Annotated in this window: 12 protein-coding genes; 11 read left to right on the forward strand and 1 reads right to left on the reverse strand. The window is 60.6% G+C overall.

Going from position 1 to position 14,885, the window contains the following annotated elements; translation table 11 throughout:
* The first annotated feature begins 30 nt into the window (after window positions 1–30).
* From dksA to LMH93_RS13210, 6 genes are all read left to right on the forward strand, one after another.
* The gene (gene dksA, locus LMH93_RS13190) at window positions 31–435 is read left to right on the forward strand and encodes an RNA polymerase-binding protein DksA (RefSeq protein WP_064493495.1); all 405 of its coding nucleotides are present in this window, start codon (window positions 31–33) and stop codon (window positions 433–435) included.
* A gap of 331 nt (window positions 436–766) precedes the next feature.
* Window positions 767–1,660, forward strand: coding sequence for a hypothetical protein (locus LMH93_RS29895; RefSeq protein WP_442800197.1), 894 nt, complete (start codon window positions 767–769; stop codon window positions 1,658–1,660).
* Window positions 1,609–2,745 (forward strand): protease modulator HflK, encoded by a 1,137-nt coding sequence (gene hflK / locus LMH93_RS29900; RefSeq protein ID WP_442800198.1) that lies wholly within the window; start codon window positions 1,609–1,611, stop codon window positions 2,743–2,745. The genes LMH93_RS29895 and hflK (LMH93_RS29900) overlap by 52 nt, the downstream gene beginning before the upstream one ends.
* Before the next feature lie 3 nt (window positions 2,746–2,748).
* Window positions 2,749–3,765, forward strand: a complete 1,017-nt coding sequence (gene hflC / locus LMH93_RS13200; RefSeq protein ID WP_230065299.1) for a protease modulator HflC — start codon at window positions 2,749–2,751, stop codon at window positions 3,763–3,765.
* Window positions 3,752–4,792, forward strand: a complete 1,041-nt coding sequence (gene hflK / locus LMH93_RS13205) for a protease modulator HflK (protein WP_185279288.1) — start codon at window positions 3,752–3,754, stop codon at window positions 4,790–4,792. The genes hflC and hflK (LMH93_RS13205) overlap by 14 nt, the downstream gene beginning before the upstream one ends.
* A 67-nt stretch (window positions 4,793–4,859) precedes the next feature.
* A complete protein-coding gene (locus LMH93_RS13210) occupies window positions 4,860–6,830 on the forward strand; it encodes a heavy metal translocating P-type ATPase (RefSeq protein ID WP_230065300.1) in 1,971 nt (656 codons plus the stop codon).
* A gap of 129 nt (window positions 6,831–6,959) precedes the next feature.
* Here the strand turns inward: LMH93_RS13210 and LMH93_RS13215 are convergent, their stop codons facing one another.
* Window positions 6,960–9,161 (reverse strand): putative bifunctional diguanylate cyclase/phosphodiesterase, encoded by a 2,202-nt coding sequence (locus tag LMH93_RS13215; protein WP_185279286.1) that lies wholly within the window; start codon window positions 9,159–9,161, stop codon window positions 6,960–6,962.
* A gap of 741 nt (window positions 9,162–9,902) precedes the next feature.
* Here LMH93_RS13215 and clpK point away from each other — a divergent pair.
* The 5 genes from clpK (at window position 9,903) to LMH93_RS13240 (ending at window position 14,779) form a co-directional block, all read left to right on the forward strand.
* Window positions 9,903–12,674, forward strand: a complete 2,772-nt coding sequence (clpK, locus tag LMH93_RS13220; protein WP_108190792.1) for a heat shock survival AAA family ATPase ClpK — start codon at window positions 9,903–9,905, stop codon at window positions 12,672–12,674.
* A 60-nt stretch (window positions 12,675–12,734) separates the two neighbouring features.
* Window positions 12,735–13,205 (forward strand): phosphate-starvation-inducible PsiE family protein, encoded by a 471-nt coding sequence (locus LMH93_RS13225; protein ID WP_010954194.1) that lies wholly within the window; start codon window positions 12,735–12,737, stop codon window positions 13,203–13,205.
* A 189-nt stretch (window positions 13,206–13,394) separates the two neighbouring features.
* Complete coding sequence (locus LMH93_RS13230; RefSeq protein ID WP_010954193.1) at window positions 13,395–13,850, forward strand: Hsp20/alpha crystallin family protein; 456 nt, start codon at window positions 13,395–13,397, stop codon at window positions 13,848–13,850.
* A gap of 27 nt (window positions 13,851–13,877) precedes the next feature.
* A complete protein-coding gene (locus LMH93_RS13235) occupies window positions 13,878–14,249 on the forward strand; it encodes an Hsp20/alpha crystallin family protein (RefSeq protein WP_185279284.1) in 372 nt (123 codons plus the stop codon).
* A gap of 26 nt (window positions 14,250–14,275) precedes the next feature.
* Complete coding sequence (locus LMH93_RS13240; protein WP_064492091.1) at window positions 14,276–14,779, forward strand: Hsp20/alpha crystallin family protein; 504 nt, start codon at window positions 14,276–14,278, stop codon at window positions 14,777–14,779.
* Window positions 14,780–14,885 lie beyond the last annotated feature (106 nt).

The raw sequence follows: 14,885 nt of genomic DNA on the forward strand, positions 1-14,885 counted from the left end.
TTTCTTTTCATTGACCTGAGCGCACCTGCAATGACCGAACAAGAGCTACTATCCCAACCCGAAGACGCCTACATGGACGCTGCCCAGCAAAGGTTCTTCCGTGAGCTGCTGCTTGCCCAGCGCAATGAGCTTCAGCAACGCATCGCTGAAGAATTCGAAGCGATCCGCGACTTCGAGCCTACCAGTGATCCCTCCGATATCGGCACGGCAGAGGAGCATCGTCAATGGCAATTGAGGCTGCTGGAGCGGGAGAAAAAACTGCTGGACAAGATCGACGAGGCCTTGGAACGCGTTGCCCGTGGCGAGTATGGCTGGTGTAAGGAAACTGGCGAACCGATTGGTCTCAAGCGGTTGCTGCTCAGGCCAACCGCCACCCTGTGCGTGGAGGCCAAAGAACGCCAGGAACGCAATGAGCGGCACATGCGCGACGATTGAGGGTGCCAATCGCCACCATAGGGTTCATCAGCATGTAGCCACAATAGATGCCCCCGGGTATGCTCGCGTTCGAGATAACCGTTGTCTTGCCCATTCGCCCAGGGGCCTACGTATCACGCTTAACACAAGTTTTTATCCCAATGCCTAATGGGAGGAGACGCCCTGTCCCAGGAGCGACTCAATAGCTCAGCCGTTATCAGCCACGCCGGTCCTGGTGCTGGACGAACAGATTTTTTACATCTGTTGTTATAACGTTACCAAATATGTCGCAAATGGACGATAGCGCCTTCGGGAGCCGATTCGCGACGCTTGGTATTGCTGGAGTCTTATGATGGTCGATCTAGAAACCGAGGCCACCGACCTCGATGGGCTTCCCCGTTTTCAGCGCTCAAAAGTTCACACGCGCAGGCTTGTGCTATTGACGTACGTGGCGCTAGCAATCGCCACGCTGCTATTAACACTGCAAGGATTGGTCGAGGTGTTCAGCCCTGACTCCTACTGGTTCGTCCTCTTGGCGGTCAATGGCTCGGCGCTGTTCCTGCTGGCGGCGACAGCGCAGTCGGCTTGGCGGGTGGCCAGTTGGCGTACGACCGCGCTGGGTCAGGTCCCCACTCCGCTGGTGTTCTGGCGGGGTGACGCAAAGGAATCAGTCGAGTCCGCATCGCTCAGCCGTTTTGAACGCTGGTGCTGGCAAGTCGGCGAAACCTGCCGGCGGCAACTTCACAAGCTGGGCGCTGAGACGCCCTGGCTTGTTGGCTTGGCAGTGCTGGCGCTGCTGTTGGTCAAAGGCGCTTGGCGCTTTGACTTGCCTGTACCGCTGCCTGCCGGCCAGGTGACCTGGGTTGCCATCGGAATACTGGCTGTGTTCGCGTTCTGCCTGGTCGTGGTGGAGCGCCACTTGATGGCGGAAAGCGAAGCGACATGGCCTGAGGCCAGGGCGCTTGCGGCTGTGTTGCGCCTTGTCATCGCAGTGCACGTGTTGTCCATTGGCTGCCTGGTGTGCGTAGACGGCGCACGACTGTGGCCGGCACGATTGGCAGTATTGATCGGTGTGCTACCTGGGTTGGCAGCGCTCGAGTTGCTCGTGCGAGCAGTTTTGGCGATATTCCGCCCCCCACGACCTCGCGAGGAGCCTGCGCTCGTGGCTCGTAGCCTGATCGGCGACCTGCTGCAATGGCCACCCCGGCCGATGACATGCTGCAGAACGAATTGCACCAGCGTCTAGGCATCGACTTGCGCCAGGTATGGGCCTTCGCCTTCATGCGTCGGGCGTTCCTCCCGGTGGCGGCATCGGTGGCGCTGGTCGGTTGGTTGCTGACTGGCATCGTGGAAGTGCCCATGAACAATCGCGGCGTATACGAGCGCTTTGGCAAGCCCGTCGCTGTATATCAACCGGGCTTGCACATCGGGCTGCCTTGGCCTTTTGGCAAGGTGCTGAGTGTAGACAACAGCATCGTCCATGAGTTGGCTACCTCTGGTGCAGATGACGCGGCAGATCCACTGACCGCTGCCGAAAGCGCGGCCCCGGCAACGGCGAATCGGCTTTGGGATGCGACTCACCTCAGCGAGAACTCGCAGGTGATAGCCGGTGCCGACGGTGGGCGACAGGGCTTCCAGATCGTAAACATGGACGTGCGATTCATCTACCGTATCGGCATGAGTGACGCGGCAGCGCTAGCGGCCACCTACCAGAGCACTGATATTGCACAGCTGCTGCGCAGCGTTGCCAACCGCGTGCTGGTCCACGATTTCGCTGGACGATCGCTGGACGGCTTGTTAGGCACCGAGCGTGAAGCACTGGGGCGCGACATCGGGCGTGCGGTGCAGGCAGACCTGGACCGCATGAACAGTGGCGTAGAGCTGTTGGCAACGTCGGTGGAGGCGATTCATCCGCCGGCGGGCGCGGCCAATGCCTACCATGCCGTGCAGGCGGCGCAAATCACCGCACAGGCGCTCGTTGCGCGCGACCGCGGGCAGGCCGCACAGAAGCTCAACCAGGCGCGTCTCAACGCCACATCGCTGGCCCATAAGGCCACTGCTGACGCCCATGAAGTGCAGACCAAGGCGAGTACCGCCGCGCTGCGTTTCGAAGCCGAACGCACTGCCTGGCAGCATGCTGGCCAGGCTTTCATCCTCGAACAGTATCTGGAGCGCTTGTCCCAAGGCATGAATGGGGCGAGCAGCCTGATCATCGATCATCGATCATCGCCTGGCGGCACACCAGGCACCGACGCTGGACCTGCGCAGCTATGCAGTGCCCGTCGATCCCATGCAGCCAAAACCCGCATCCGCACGCCCCCAGGAGCGTAAAAATTGAGCGCCCATACTACACACGACCATCACCACAGCCACGATCATGATGATGGCCATGACCATCATCATGATGACAGTCACGCGCATGCCCGTCCGGCCTGGCTACGCATTGGCATGGCGCTGCTGCTGGTCCTGGTGATGGGCGCGACGGCGTGTTTCGTGCAGGTTCGAGTCGGTGAGGCAACCGTGATCACGCGCTTCGGCAACCCGTCGCGAGTGCTGACCGAGCCTGGGTTGGCGTGGCGTTGGCCGGTGCCCTTCGAGGCAGCAGTCCCGGTCGACCTGCGCCTGCGCACAACCTCCAGTGGTCTGCAGGATGTGGGTACGCGCGATGGTTTGCGCATCATCGTGCAGGCCTATATTGCATGGCAGGTGGCGCCAGACCCACAGAGCATCCAGTTGTTCATGCGGGCGGTGCAGAATCAACCAGACGAGGCTGCGCGGCAGATCCGCACCCTGGTGGGCTCGGCGCTCGAAACCACCGCCAGTGGTTTCGAGCTGGCGGACTTGGTCAACGTCGATGCCAGCAGGGTGCGCATCGATGCATTCGAACAGCGCTTGCGTGAGCAGATGGAGCAACAACTGATCAACACCTATGGGGTGCAGGTGGTGCAAGTGGGCATGGAGCGCCTGACCTTGCCCAAGGTCACCCTCGACGCCACCGTTGACCGAATGCGTGCCGAACGCGAGACCATTGCCACCGAGCGCACTGCCGAAGGGAAGCGCAAGGCTGCCGAGATCCAGTCGGCCGCCGAGCGCGATGCCCGAATCCTGGAAGCGGACGCCACCGTCAAGGCTGCCCAGATCCAGGCCCAGTCCCAGGTGCAGGCGGCGGAAATCTATGGCAAGGCGTACGCCGGGGCACCGGAGCTCTACACCTTGCTGCGCTCGCTGGATACCCTTGGATCGGTCATCAACCCGAGTACTCGATTGGTATTGCGAACCGATGCCGCGCCGTTCCGCGCCCTGGTGGAAGTGCCTACGCTACCTGCTGGAGCCAACCATGACCATCAGTGAGCATTTGACGTCCCGGTTGCCGGATGGCCCTTGGCTGCAGACAGGACGCATCGGCTTTCTGGCGTTGTACGTCGTGACGCTGATGGCGGCAGTGGGCTGGCTGTTCGAGAATGTCCGCCAGGTGGGACCTGAGAGCCGCGCGGTGGTGCTGCGCCTGGGGGCCGAAGACCGCATTCAGAATGCTGGCTTGCTGCTCGCTTGGCCGCAACCTTTCGAGCAAGTCGTGATACTGCCCTCGGCAGGACGCATTACTGAACGTCGGGTTGAAGTGCTGCTGCGCTCAGAGCTTGCGCGAAAATCGGACAAGGACGGCACGCTGGCAAGCGATGCCACCGCTGGCTCTGGCTATTTGTTGACGGGCGACGCTGGAGCCGTACAACTGGATGTCCGGGTGTTTTATACCGTCACCGGCCCGTACGCCTTCGCTCGTCAGGGGCAACACGTCGAACCCGCCCTGGACCGCCTGGTAGAGCGAAACGCGGTGCAGACCTGTGCCTCGCGTGACATGGACGCCATCCTGGTCGCGCGTCCTGAGCTGGTCGGCGGCGACGCACGGTTGGCTGAGCTCCGTGCGCAATTGCGCGGCGACCTTCAACAAGGCATCAACAATAGCCTTGCACATCTTCGAGCGGCTGGAGCGGACCTTGGGATCGAGGTAGTACGAGTCGACATTCAGTCTTCTCTGCCTTGGTCAGCAGTCAGCGCATTCAACGCAGTGCTCACCGCGAGTCAGCAGGCCGAGCAGGCTGTGGCAAAAGCCCGTAACGATGCTGCTCGCCAACTGCAACAGGCCACCCAAGCTGCAGACCGCACAGTACAGGTGGCACAAGCCGAAGCGCGCGAGCGGCTGTCCCAGGCCCAGGCCGAGACCGCCACCATCGTTGGTCTGACGCATCAGCAGGATCCACAGCTATTGCAGCGCCTTTACCGTGAGCGGATACCGGCGATCCTCGCCCGCGCAGGGTCGGTCACCACCGTCGACAACGATGACGCCGGTCACATGATTCTGCAGGGGCCCAAGCCATGAAAGCAGTGCCTTTGCTCGATGTCGGCCGGCCTGCTTCGACCTATTTTCATTCCTGGAGCTGCTCGCGATGAGTACTCATCACTGCCATGGCCACCATCACCACGCCCATTCGCACCTTACGTCTGGCTTGTTATCCCAGGCCGAACGGCGTGCTGCCGCACGACAGCTGGTCCTGGCGATGCTGGCATTGGGGTTGTTGGTGCTGGGGCTCGTCTGGCGCTGGCTGGCGCCGACCCAAGAGGGGGTCAGTCAGTTGCTGCTGGGCGTCGCCTCCTTGCTCGTGGCTATCCCAGTGTTACGTTCGGCGTGGTACAGCCTGTTGCAACCTAGTCTTCACGGCATCACCGATCAGCTCATCGGCTTAGCCATGTTGGGCGCCTGGGCAACGGGTGACCTCGCGACAGCGGCACTGTTACCGATCATCATGATTTTCGGTCATGTCCTGGAGGAGCGTAGCGTGCTCGGCTCGCAAGAAGCGATTGCGGCACTTGGGCAGCTGACCCGTAGTCGTGCACGTCTTATCAATGCCGATGGGCAGGTTCATGAGGTCGATAACGCAAGCCTCAACCCTGGCGACCAAGTCGAAGTCCGTGCCGGTGACCGGGTACCAGCCGATGGACGCATTCTCGAAGGCCAGGCCAGCCTCGACACCGCGCCCATCACGGGGGAGTCCATTCCCCAGGAAGTGACGACCGGGATGGATATCCATGGAGGGTCGATCAATCTGGATGGCTTGCTGCGGGTGGAAATTACGCGTGTTGGCGATGATTCTACCTTGGGCAAGGTCATCGCCCTGATGCAGCGCGCCGAACAAGCCAAGCCGCCCATCACACGCTTGCTCGAACGACACGCCGGGCGTTATCTGGTACTGGTGCTACTGATTGCCGCCGCGACCTGGTTCGTTACCAAGGATGCCCAGGCCATGTTGGCCGTTCTGGTCGCCGCCTGTCCGTGTGCATTGGTTCTGTCGGCACCGGCGACAGCGGTGGCAGGCATTGCCGTCGCCGCCCGGCACGGTATCCTGATTCGAGGGTCTGCCTTCCTCGAGGAACTCGCCGACTTGTCTTCGCTGGTGATCGACAAGACCGGCACACTGACCTACGGCAACCTGCGTCTGCGCAGCGTGGTTGGCCTGTCGAGTACATTGTCGCAGGCCGATATCATCAACCTCGCCGCAAGTCTCGGTGCGGCCAGTAGCCATCCGGTCAGCCGTGCTCTGGCGGCATTGGTACCGCATGACCACCATTTGCCGCTACTGGATGTCCATGAACGCCAAGGCTTTGGCGTTGTGGCGCACACAGCCGAGGGAAAAGCTGCGTTGGGGCGACCGGAGCTTTTCGATGAGTTGGGCATGACGGTGCCTCCAGTTCCTGAACATGATGGCCCAATCGCGGGCTTGGCGCAGAATGGGCAATTTCTGGGTTGGCTGTTGCTGGCCGACAACGTGCGCGCAGAGTCTGCCGAGGCCATGCAGCAATTGTGTGAACTAGGCCTGGAGCGTCAGTTGCTGCTGAGCGGTGATCGCACCCGTGTGGCTGAATCCATCGCTGCACAGGTCGGTATCACTCGCGTGGTGTCCGAAGCATTGCCAGAAGAGAAGTTGCGCCAGGTCAACCATGAGCTTCAGGTTGGCTTCCGCCCCTTGGTGGTGGGTGATGGCATCAATGACGCGCTGGCGCTCAAGGCGGGTGTCGTGGGGGTGGCGATGGGGGCGGGCGGTGCTGATATCGCGCTGGCCGCAGCGGATATCGTGCTGATCAACGGTGATCTGCGGCGCTTGGGCACCTGCATCCGTCTCAGCCGTCTTTGCCGTCGCACGCTCCAGGTGAACGTGCTGATCGGCTTGGGCTGGACCTTGGCTATCGTGGGGGCAGCAGCTTTCGGTTTATTGGGAGCGGCGGGGGCGATGGTCGCAGCGCTGTTGCACAATTTCAGTACATTGCTGGTGCTCAGCAACTCCGGGCGCTTGTTACGTTATGACGAACGGGATGTGGAGAAGAGGGAAATGTCAGCATATCGTGCTGGCATCCAACGCTGACGCCTATAACGCGGGCATGCAGGTGGGGGCTCCCCACGCCTGTCACAGCGCCGGCAACGATGGGCATCGCTTACAAAGCAGCACGAAAATATCAACCCGGCGAGCCGAGGACATCACCATGGCGGTGGACTAGTCGGCCAAGAAAGTCCTGAGCGCCTCATGCGACATGGGTCTCGCAAAGTAATAGCCTTGGAGAATATCGCAGCGCCCCCTTTCCAGGAAATTCACCTGAGGCCCAGTTTCCACACCTTCAGCGACCACTGACAGGCTGAGATGATGGGCCATCGAAATGATGCCTTGAGTGATTGCTGCATCGTGTGGGTTCGTCGAGATGTCCTGGATAAAGGAGCGGTCAATCTTGATTTTGTCTATTGGCAAGCACTTGAGATAACTCAGGCTGGAGAACCCCGTACCGAAATCATCCAGCGCAATGCGTACACCCAAGTCTTTGAGGCGGTGCAAGGTTGCGATTGCTTGTTCAACGTTATGCAGCAAGAGTGACTCGGTTATCTCCAGTTCCAATTGTCCAGCGCTGAGCCCATGCTTGCTCAACACTGCCTGGATACATTCAACGAACTGACCGCACTGGAAATGCATCGGCGAAATATTTACGGCCATCGAGATACCGTTGAAGCCCTGATCACATAGGTTGCGCAACTGCGCGCACGCCGTATCGAGTACCCAAAGGCTCAGAGGGATAATTTGACCACTGTCCTCTGCCACCGGTATGAAAACCGCTGGAGAGATGAACCCTCTAACCGGATGCTCCCAGCGCAACAACGCTTCGATCCCGACCACCCGACGCGTGCGCGCTTCTATTTGCGGTTGATAATGCAGGCTGAACGATTGAGTTTTGATAGCCTTTTGCAGGTCATTACGTAGGCTTCTGTGCTCGCAAACGCGGTGGTTAAGATCACTGGTGTACCATTGAAAGTTGTTCCGACCTTGTTGCTTGGCTTTGTACATGGCCATGTCAGCCTGCTGGATCAACTTCATCGGCTGCTCGATGTGGCCATCGCTTACCGTAATGCCGATACTGGTACTCACGTGCAGGTCAATACCCTGGATACAGTAGGGTTTGCCAATGCTGGCCAGCAGTCGCTCGGCCACCGGGACAGCGTCTTCATCACGAAGCAGGTCCGTCAGCAGTACGACAAACTCATCGCCGCCCATACGCACGACGGTATCAGCCGGACGGACCTGCTGGGTCAAGCGCTGTGCCACCTCGATCAGCACTTGATCGCCGAAGTAGTGCCCGATGGAGTCGTTGATGGATTTGAATCCATCCAGGTCGATGTACATGACCGCCAGTTGAACTTTACGTTGACGGCTGCTGCGACACGCCAGGACAAGCCGGTCTTCCAGAGACAGGCGGTTAAGCAAACCCGTCAGCCCGTCATGGCTGGCATTGATACTCAACTGGCGCTCGTAATGCTTCTGTTTGCTGATATCCCGCGCGATGCCGAATACCCCGACGATCTCGCCATTGACCATGATTGGCAGGTTAGCGATATCCATGATCAACTGCTTGTCGTCGCTCTCGTCGCGCACCCTTGCCTCGAATCGCTGCGGCTCACCGGCGCGGGCCGCGAAAAAATGCTGATTCACTTTCGGCAGGTCTTCTTCGAATACGAGGTGGGAGAAATGATGACCGACAAGATCAGTTGCCGCGCCACCTTTAAGCTTCAGGCCAGCTGGGTTCACACTCTGGATGTTGCCCGCCCTGTCGAGGGCGAAAACCGGATTGGGGTTGTAGGTAAACAATGAGCGAAACCGTTGTTCGCTTTCCTCCAGACGTTGGCCGTCACGCTCATGCCGGATCGCAATGGCAGCCAGTTGCGCCGCGCAGGTCAGCCGATGGATCTGCACCTCGCTTGGCGCAATCGCTTGATCCTGGTATAGCGCAAATGTCCCAAGTACGGATCCCTGATGCGAGAGTAATGGCAACGACCAGCAGGAGCGTAGATTGTACCCTAGCGCCAGACTGCGAAAACGCTCCCAGCTCGGATCCCGGGCTATATCCGCTGTCACCACCAGCTCGCGGCGGAATGCAGCTGTGCCACACGTGCCTTCCTGAGGCCCAATGGGCAAGCCATGGATTGCATCGCTGTAGGCAGGCGGCAGGCCAGGCGCGGCGCCCTTCAGCAAATGCTTGCCTTGCGCATCGGTGAGCAGTATCGAACACAGCGTGCCGGGATCCTGGGCGTCGATCATCAAGCAGATGGCGGTGAGGATGTCGTGCAGTTGATGATTGGTCGCAATCATACCGAGTATGTCGCGCTGAGACTCGGAAAGCGCCATGCTGTGATAGCCCGTGCAGGAGGTGTTCATGGGGATTCCTGAGTACTTGCGAGGCCTTCCGGTTCCCTGAACGGCTGGAGAATTGAGTGCCCGGGTACAGTCCGATCGCACCCCGATCGCGAAATCTTATAAAGCAGTGGGCCTTCCACGAAAAAGACTCAGGTGGATGATAAAAGAACGTATCAGATGGAGCGCGTGCGCCTTAACTCGGCTCGCCTCGGCCTGCCCGCTGACTATTTCTGAACCGATCGCAGATACTGCTTGACTTGCGAACTACCAGGCGCAGACTTTAGCCAGCATTGCAAAAGTTCCTTGGGCCTGGGCGCATCTGTTTTCGTCGCTCGCCAACCCGCGCTCGCCAACCCGCGCTTGCCTAGCAGGCGTGCTGAAGCTGGCGCTGGACATTACGGATACAGTACTGGCTTTCCTTTGAATGGCCCATCTCAAGGAAAGAACATCCCGATCACGCCCGACTGCTGCGAGAGCAGCAGTCGGGCGCCTTCCCTCGTGCCGAACGCTCTACGGCTGTTGCCCGCCACCCTTGAACCTGCCTGACGATGCCGATCAGGTTTTGATCAAGCGCCCATTCGACAATGGGCTGTTGACGATCATCCTCGAGGAGCGCGAAGCGGGTGCATCGAAGCACAGCCGTTCGATTCCGAATTGAAGCTGACTCGGAGATTTCGTTGAAGTCGTCACGAAGGCCCACCAGCAGACGAGGTGCTGCGGCAGGCTCCATCTCGTCATCTCAATGACTCAAGGAGCGCCCGCATGGCCAGCAAACAATGCCAGGTCTGTGGCCAACCCGCCACGACACGGGTGGAGGCCAAGGTCAATGGCCGCCACAACATCATGCTGTTGTGTGATGATCACTACCGCCAATTGGTGCGCCAGCAAAAACGCACCCTTTCCCCACTGGAAGCCCTTTTCGGCTCGCGCAGCGGTTTGTTCGAAGAGTTCATGGGCAGCGATTTGCTGCGCATCGGAGAAGACTCGGCATCCGTTGCCACGGGTGCCGATGAAGTGGCTGAAGCGTCGTCTGGGGAACCTGGCCGCGCAGCGTCCGGCACGCCACGCCGCCGCAGCAGCGGGCTGGCCAGCCGCATCAGCGAACACTCGGAGGCCCTGTTGCAGGAAGCCGCCAAGCGTGCCACGGAGTTCGGTCGGTCCGAAGTCGATACCGAACACCTGCTATTGGCGCTGGCCGACAGCGATGTGGTGAAGACCATCCTGAGCCAGTTCAAGATCAAGGTTGATGACCTCAAGCGCCAGATCGAAGCCGAAGCCAAGCGCGGCGACAAGCCATTTGAAGGCGAAGTCGGCGTGTCGCCTCGGGTCAAGGATGCGCTCAGTCGCGCCTTCGTCGCCTCCAATGAGTTGGGGCACGCATACGTAGGCCCCGAGCACTTCCTGATCGGGCTGGCCGAAGAGGGCGAAGGGCTGGCCGCCAACTTGCTGCGCCGCTATGGCCTTATGCCGCAGGCCCTGCGCCAGTGCGTCAGCAAGGTGGTTGGCAAGGGTGCAGAGGATGGCCGCGCCGAGGCGCCGACCGAAACGCCGGAGCTCGACAAGTACTCGCGCGATCTCACCAGGATGGCGCGCGATGGCAAGCTGGACCCGGTCATCGGGCGGGCACAGGAAATCGAAACCACCATTGAGGTACTGGCGCGGCGCAAGAAGAACAACCCGGTGTTGATCGGCGAGCCTGGCGTGGGCAAGACGGCCATCGTCGAGGGGCTGGCGCAGCGCATGGTGGCCGGCGAGGTGCCCGAGACGCTGCGCGACAAGCGCCTGGTCGAACTGAACATCAATTCGTTGGTGGCTGGCGCGAAGTACCGAGGCGAGTTCGAGGAGCGCGTGCAGAAGGTGCTGAAGGAAATCGCCGAGCATCAGGGCGAGCTGATTCTCTTCATCGACGAAGTGCACACCATCGTCGGGGCAGGCCAGGGCGGTGGAGAAGGCGGCCTGGACGTGGCCAACGTCTTCAAGCCGATGATGGCGCGTGGTGAGCTGAACCTGATTGGCGCGACGACGCTCAACGAGTACCAGAAGTACATCGAGCAGGACGCTGCGCTGGAGCGGCGTTTCCAACCGGTCGTGGTGCCCGAGCCAACGGTGGCGCAGACCATCATGATCCTGCGCGGCCTGCGCGACACCTTCGAAGCGCACCACAAGGTCAGCATCACCGAGGAGGCGATCATCGCTGCCGCCGAACTGTCCGACCGCTACGTCAGCGCGCGCTTTCTGCCGGACAAGGCCATCGATCTGCTCGATCAGGCTGCCGCCCGCGTCAAGTTATCGGCGACGGCGCGCCCGGTTGCGGTGCAGGAAATGGAGTCGGAGTTGCACCAATTGCGCCGCGAGCAGGACTACGCGGCTTCGCGCAAGCAATATGACAATGCGGCGCAGATCAGCAAGCGCGTCGAAGCCACGGAGGCCGAACTCAAGCAGCGGGTCGAGGAGTGGGAGCTCGAGCGCGGCTCGGGCAGCACCGAGGTCAAGGCGGAACATGTGGCGCAAATCGTCTCGCGGCTGACCGGCATTCCGGTCAATGAACTGACGGTGGAGGAGCGCGAGAAGCTGTTGCACCTGGAGCAGCGGCTGCATGAGCGCCTGGTGGGGCAGGACGAGGCGGTGCGTGCGGTGGCGGACGCGGTTCGGCTGTCGCGCGCTGGGCTGCGCGAAGGCAGCAAGCCCGTTGCCACGTTCCTGTTCCTGGGCTCCACCGGTGTCGGCAAGACCGAGCTGGCCAAGGCGCTGGCCGAAACCATCTACGGCGACGAGAGCGCCCTGTTGCGTATCGACATGTCGGAGTATGGCGAGCGCCATTCCGTGGCTCGGCTGGTGGGCGCGCCTCCGGGTTACGTTGGTTATGACGAAGGCGGCCAGCTTACCGAAAAGGTCCGGCGCAAGCCCTATAGCGTGCTGCTGCTCGACGAAATCGAGAAGGCCCACCCCGACGTCTACAACATCCTGCTGCAGGTGTTCGACGACGGGCGACTGACCGATGGCAAGGGGCGCGTGGTGGACTTCACCAACACCATTATCATCGCCACGTCCAACCTGGGCTCCGACATTATTCAGCGGCGGCTGAAGGCGCCTGGAGCGGCTGGTGAGGAGTACGAGAAGACCAAGGTCGAGGTGATGGAAGTGCTGCGCGGGCACTTTCGCCCCGAGTTCCTCAACCGAATCGATGAGATCATCGTCTTCCATGCGCTGGGCAAGCAGGAGATCCGCCACATTGTTGGCCTGCAACTCGAGCGCGTAGCCCGCAATGCCGCGAGCCAGGGCGTGACGCTGACGTTCGACGAGACACTGGTCGATCACTTGGCGCAAGTCGGCTACAAGCCCGAATTCGGTGCCCGCGAGCTCAAGCGACTGGTCCGCAGCGAGCTGGAGACGGCACTGGCACGTGAAATGCTCGGCGGCGGCATTGGCAAGGGTGATCACGCCCATGTGCGCTGGGACGACAAGGCGGAGCGGGTCGGGTTCGACCGCCGGCAAGCCGCGCCGGCCAAAGAGCTCGACAGTGAAAATGCGTGAAGCCCAGGCCGAAGGCTGCGGTTTCTCGTTGCAATGATCTTGCTGCTGAAGAGGTGAGGCATGAAGGACAGCGATGAGCCCGAGACCACGCGCATGCGACTGCGTCGCGAGTGGGCGGTGTTGACGTTTTACGAGCGTTTCGAGCAGATCGTCGCTCACATTCTTTCGCTGGTGATCGCGGTGGTTATCGTGGTGTCGCTGGTACAGCTGATCCAGATAGTCTTCAGCCTGCTGATCATCGATGCGTTCAATCCGCTGGACCACCGGATCTTCCAGAATGTGTTCGGTATGGTCATGACGCTGCTGATCGCGATGGAATTCAAGCATTCCATCGTGCGCGTTGTCTTGCGCCATGGCAGCATCATTCAGGTCAAGACGGTCCTCTTGATCGGGTTGATCGCGCTGTCGCGCAAGATCGTGATCCTTGATCCCGATGTCAGCCCGGCCAAAGTCGCGGCGCTCGCTGGCGCCACCCTGGCCCTGGGGCTGACCTACTGGCTGTTGCGTGAGCGTGATGATCGAGTTGCCTAGGCCCTGAGTGAATGGCGCCAAGGCAAAGATTGAACGGGAAAAAGAGCGCGGATGTGTAATTCCATATCCGTTCAAACCGGGGCTTGAAAACCTCCAGATTGCTCACATAATTCCGTCATCAGGGGCCGAAACCCGGCGCTTCGCGCCTCCTGTTCGAGATCATTTCAGTCAGCTGGAAGGAGGATTGTCATGTACGAGTCCCTTCTTAATCTGTCGAGCGATCCGATTGCCGAGTTCGAGAAGCTCCAGCGCGAACTGCAACATGTGCTGGGAACGGGGCTCGGGCGCCCAGGCAGCATTCGTGCCTTGGCCAGTGGTGCTTTTCCTGCCATCAATGTCGCGAGCACGCCATCGAGCATGGAGGTCTACGCCTTCGTTCCCGGCGTTGACCCGAGCGACATCGATCTGCAGATTCACCGAGGCCTGCTATCGATTTCCGGCGAGCGCCGGCCCGCGCGCAGCACGCAGGAGGGCAATTGCTCCGTGTACGCCAACGAGCGCTATGCCGGTCCCTTCAAGCGTACCGTGAGCCTCAATGATCAGGTCGATACCGACAAGGTCGAGGCCCACTACCGCGACGGCGTCCTGCGCATTTCCCTGCCGCGGCGAGAAGCGCTGCAGCCCAAGCGTATAGTCATCCAGTAACAGCAAAGGTTTGAAGGAGGAATCACCATGAACGACAAGCAAGCAGTCGTGCGCGGCGAAACTGAAACCCAAACACTGCTGCCGCGCGTCGATGTCTTCGAAGACGAAAACGGAATCCAGCTGTTTGCCGACTTTCCCGGGGTGCCCAAGGATCATCTCGTGGTCAATGTGGAGGGTGACACGCTGGTGCTGGAAGGGGAGATCATGCCGCAGTTGTCCGAACAGCTGGAGGCCGTCTACGCTGAAGTCCAGCTGTCGCGATTCAGACGAGCCTTCACCTTGAGCTCCGAGCTGGATGCGACCCGAATCGATGCTGAGCTACGGGACGGCGTGCTGAACGTGCGTGTTCCCAAACATGCACATGCCCAGCCGCGCAAGATCGTCGTGAAAAGCGCGTAGGGCCTTGAGCGTGTGGAGGACGACCCATGGACAAACTAGCTGAACTCAGACATGGCCTGGAGGAAACCTGGCATTCGCTGGGCGAGGGCTGGCGTCAGCTTCGCGGTCGCACCAGCGAGGCCCTGACGCGCTTCACGCCAGTGAAGCGGAGCAGGGGCGAGTCGCAGGATGCGACCTCATCACCGGCGCTTGCCTCGAACTGGGGGCTGCTGGCCGGCGATCTTTACGAGGATGGTGAGCGGATCGTCGTTCGCCTTGAGATACCTGGAATGGTCAAGGAGGACCTGAACCTGGAGGTGCGGGGCGATACGCTGATCATTCGCGGTGAAAAGCGCGTCGAGCAGGAGCAGGGCAATGGGCATTATCGCGTCCGGCAATGCACCTTTGGCAGTTTCCGGCGCACCTTCCGGCTTCCTGCCGAGGTCATTGCCGAGCAGGCCAGCGCCAGATGCAACAACGGTGTGCTGCGTATCGAATTGCCCAAGCAAGCGCGTGCGAGTGGCAGGCGCATCGAGGTTCGCGAAGGCTAGGGGACAGCCCTCGTCACCAGTCTTACCCGCCCGCGACCTACCTGCGGGCGGGTGTTTCTTCAGTTGCTCCACAGGAAGCTGTCGCTTCCCATGCAGTGGATATTGC

The organism is Pseudomonas sp. CIP-10 (assembly GCF_020911845.1).
Classification (GTDB): Bacteria; Pseudomonadota; Gammaproteobacteria; order Pseudomonadales; family Pseudomonadaceae; genus Aquipseudomonas; species Aquipseudomonas alloputida.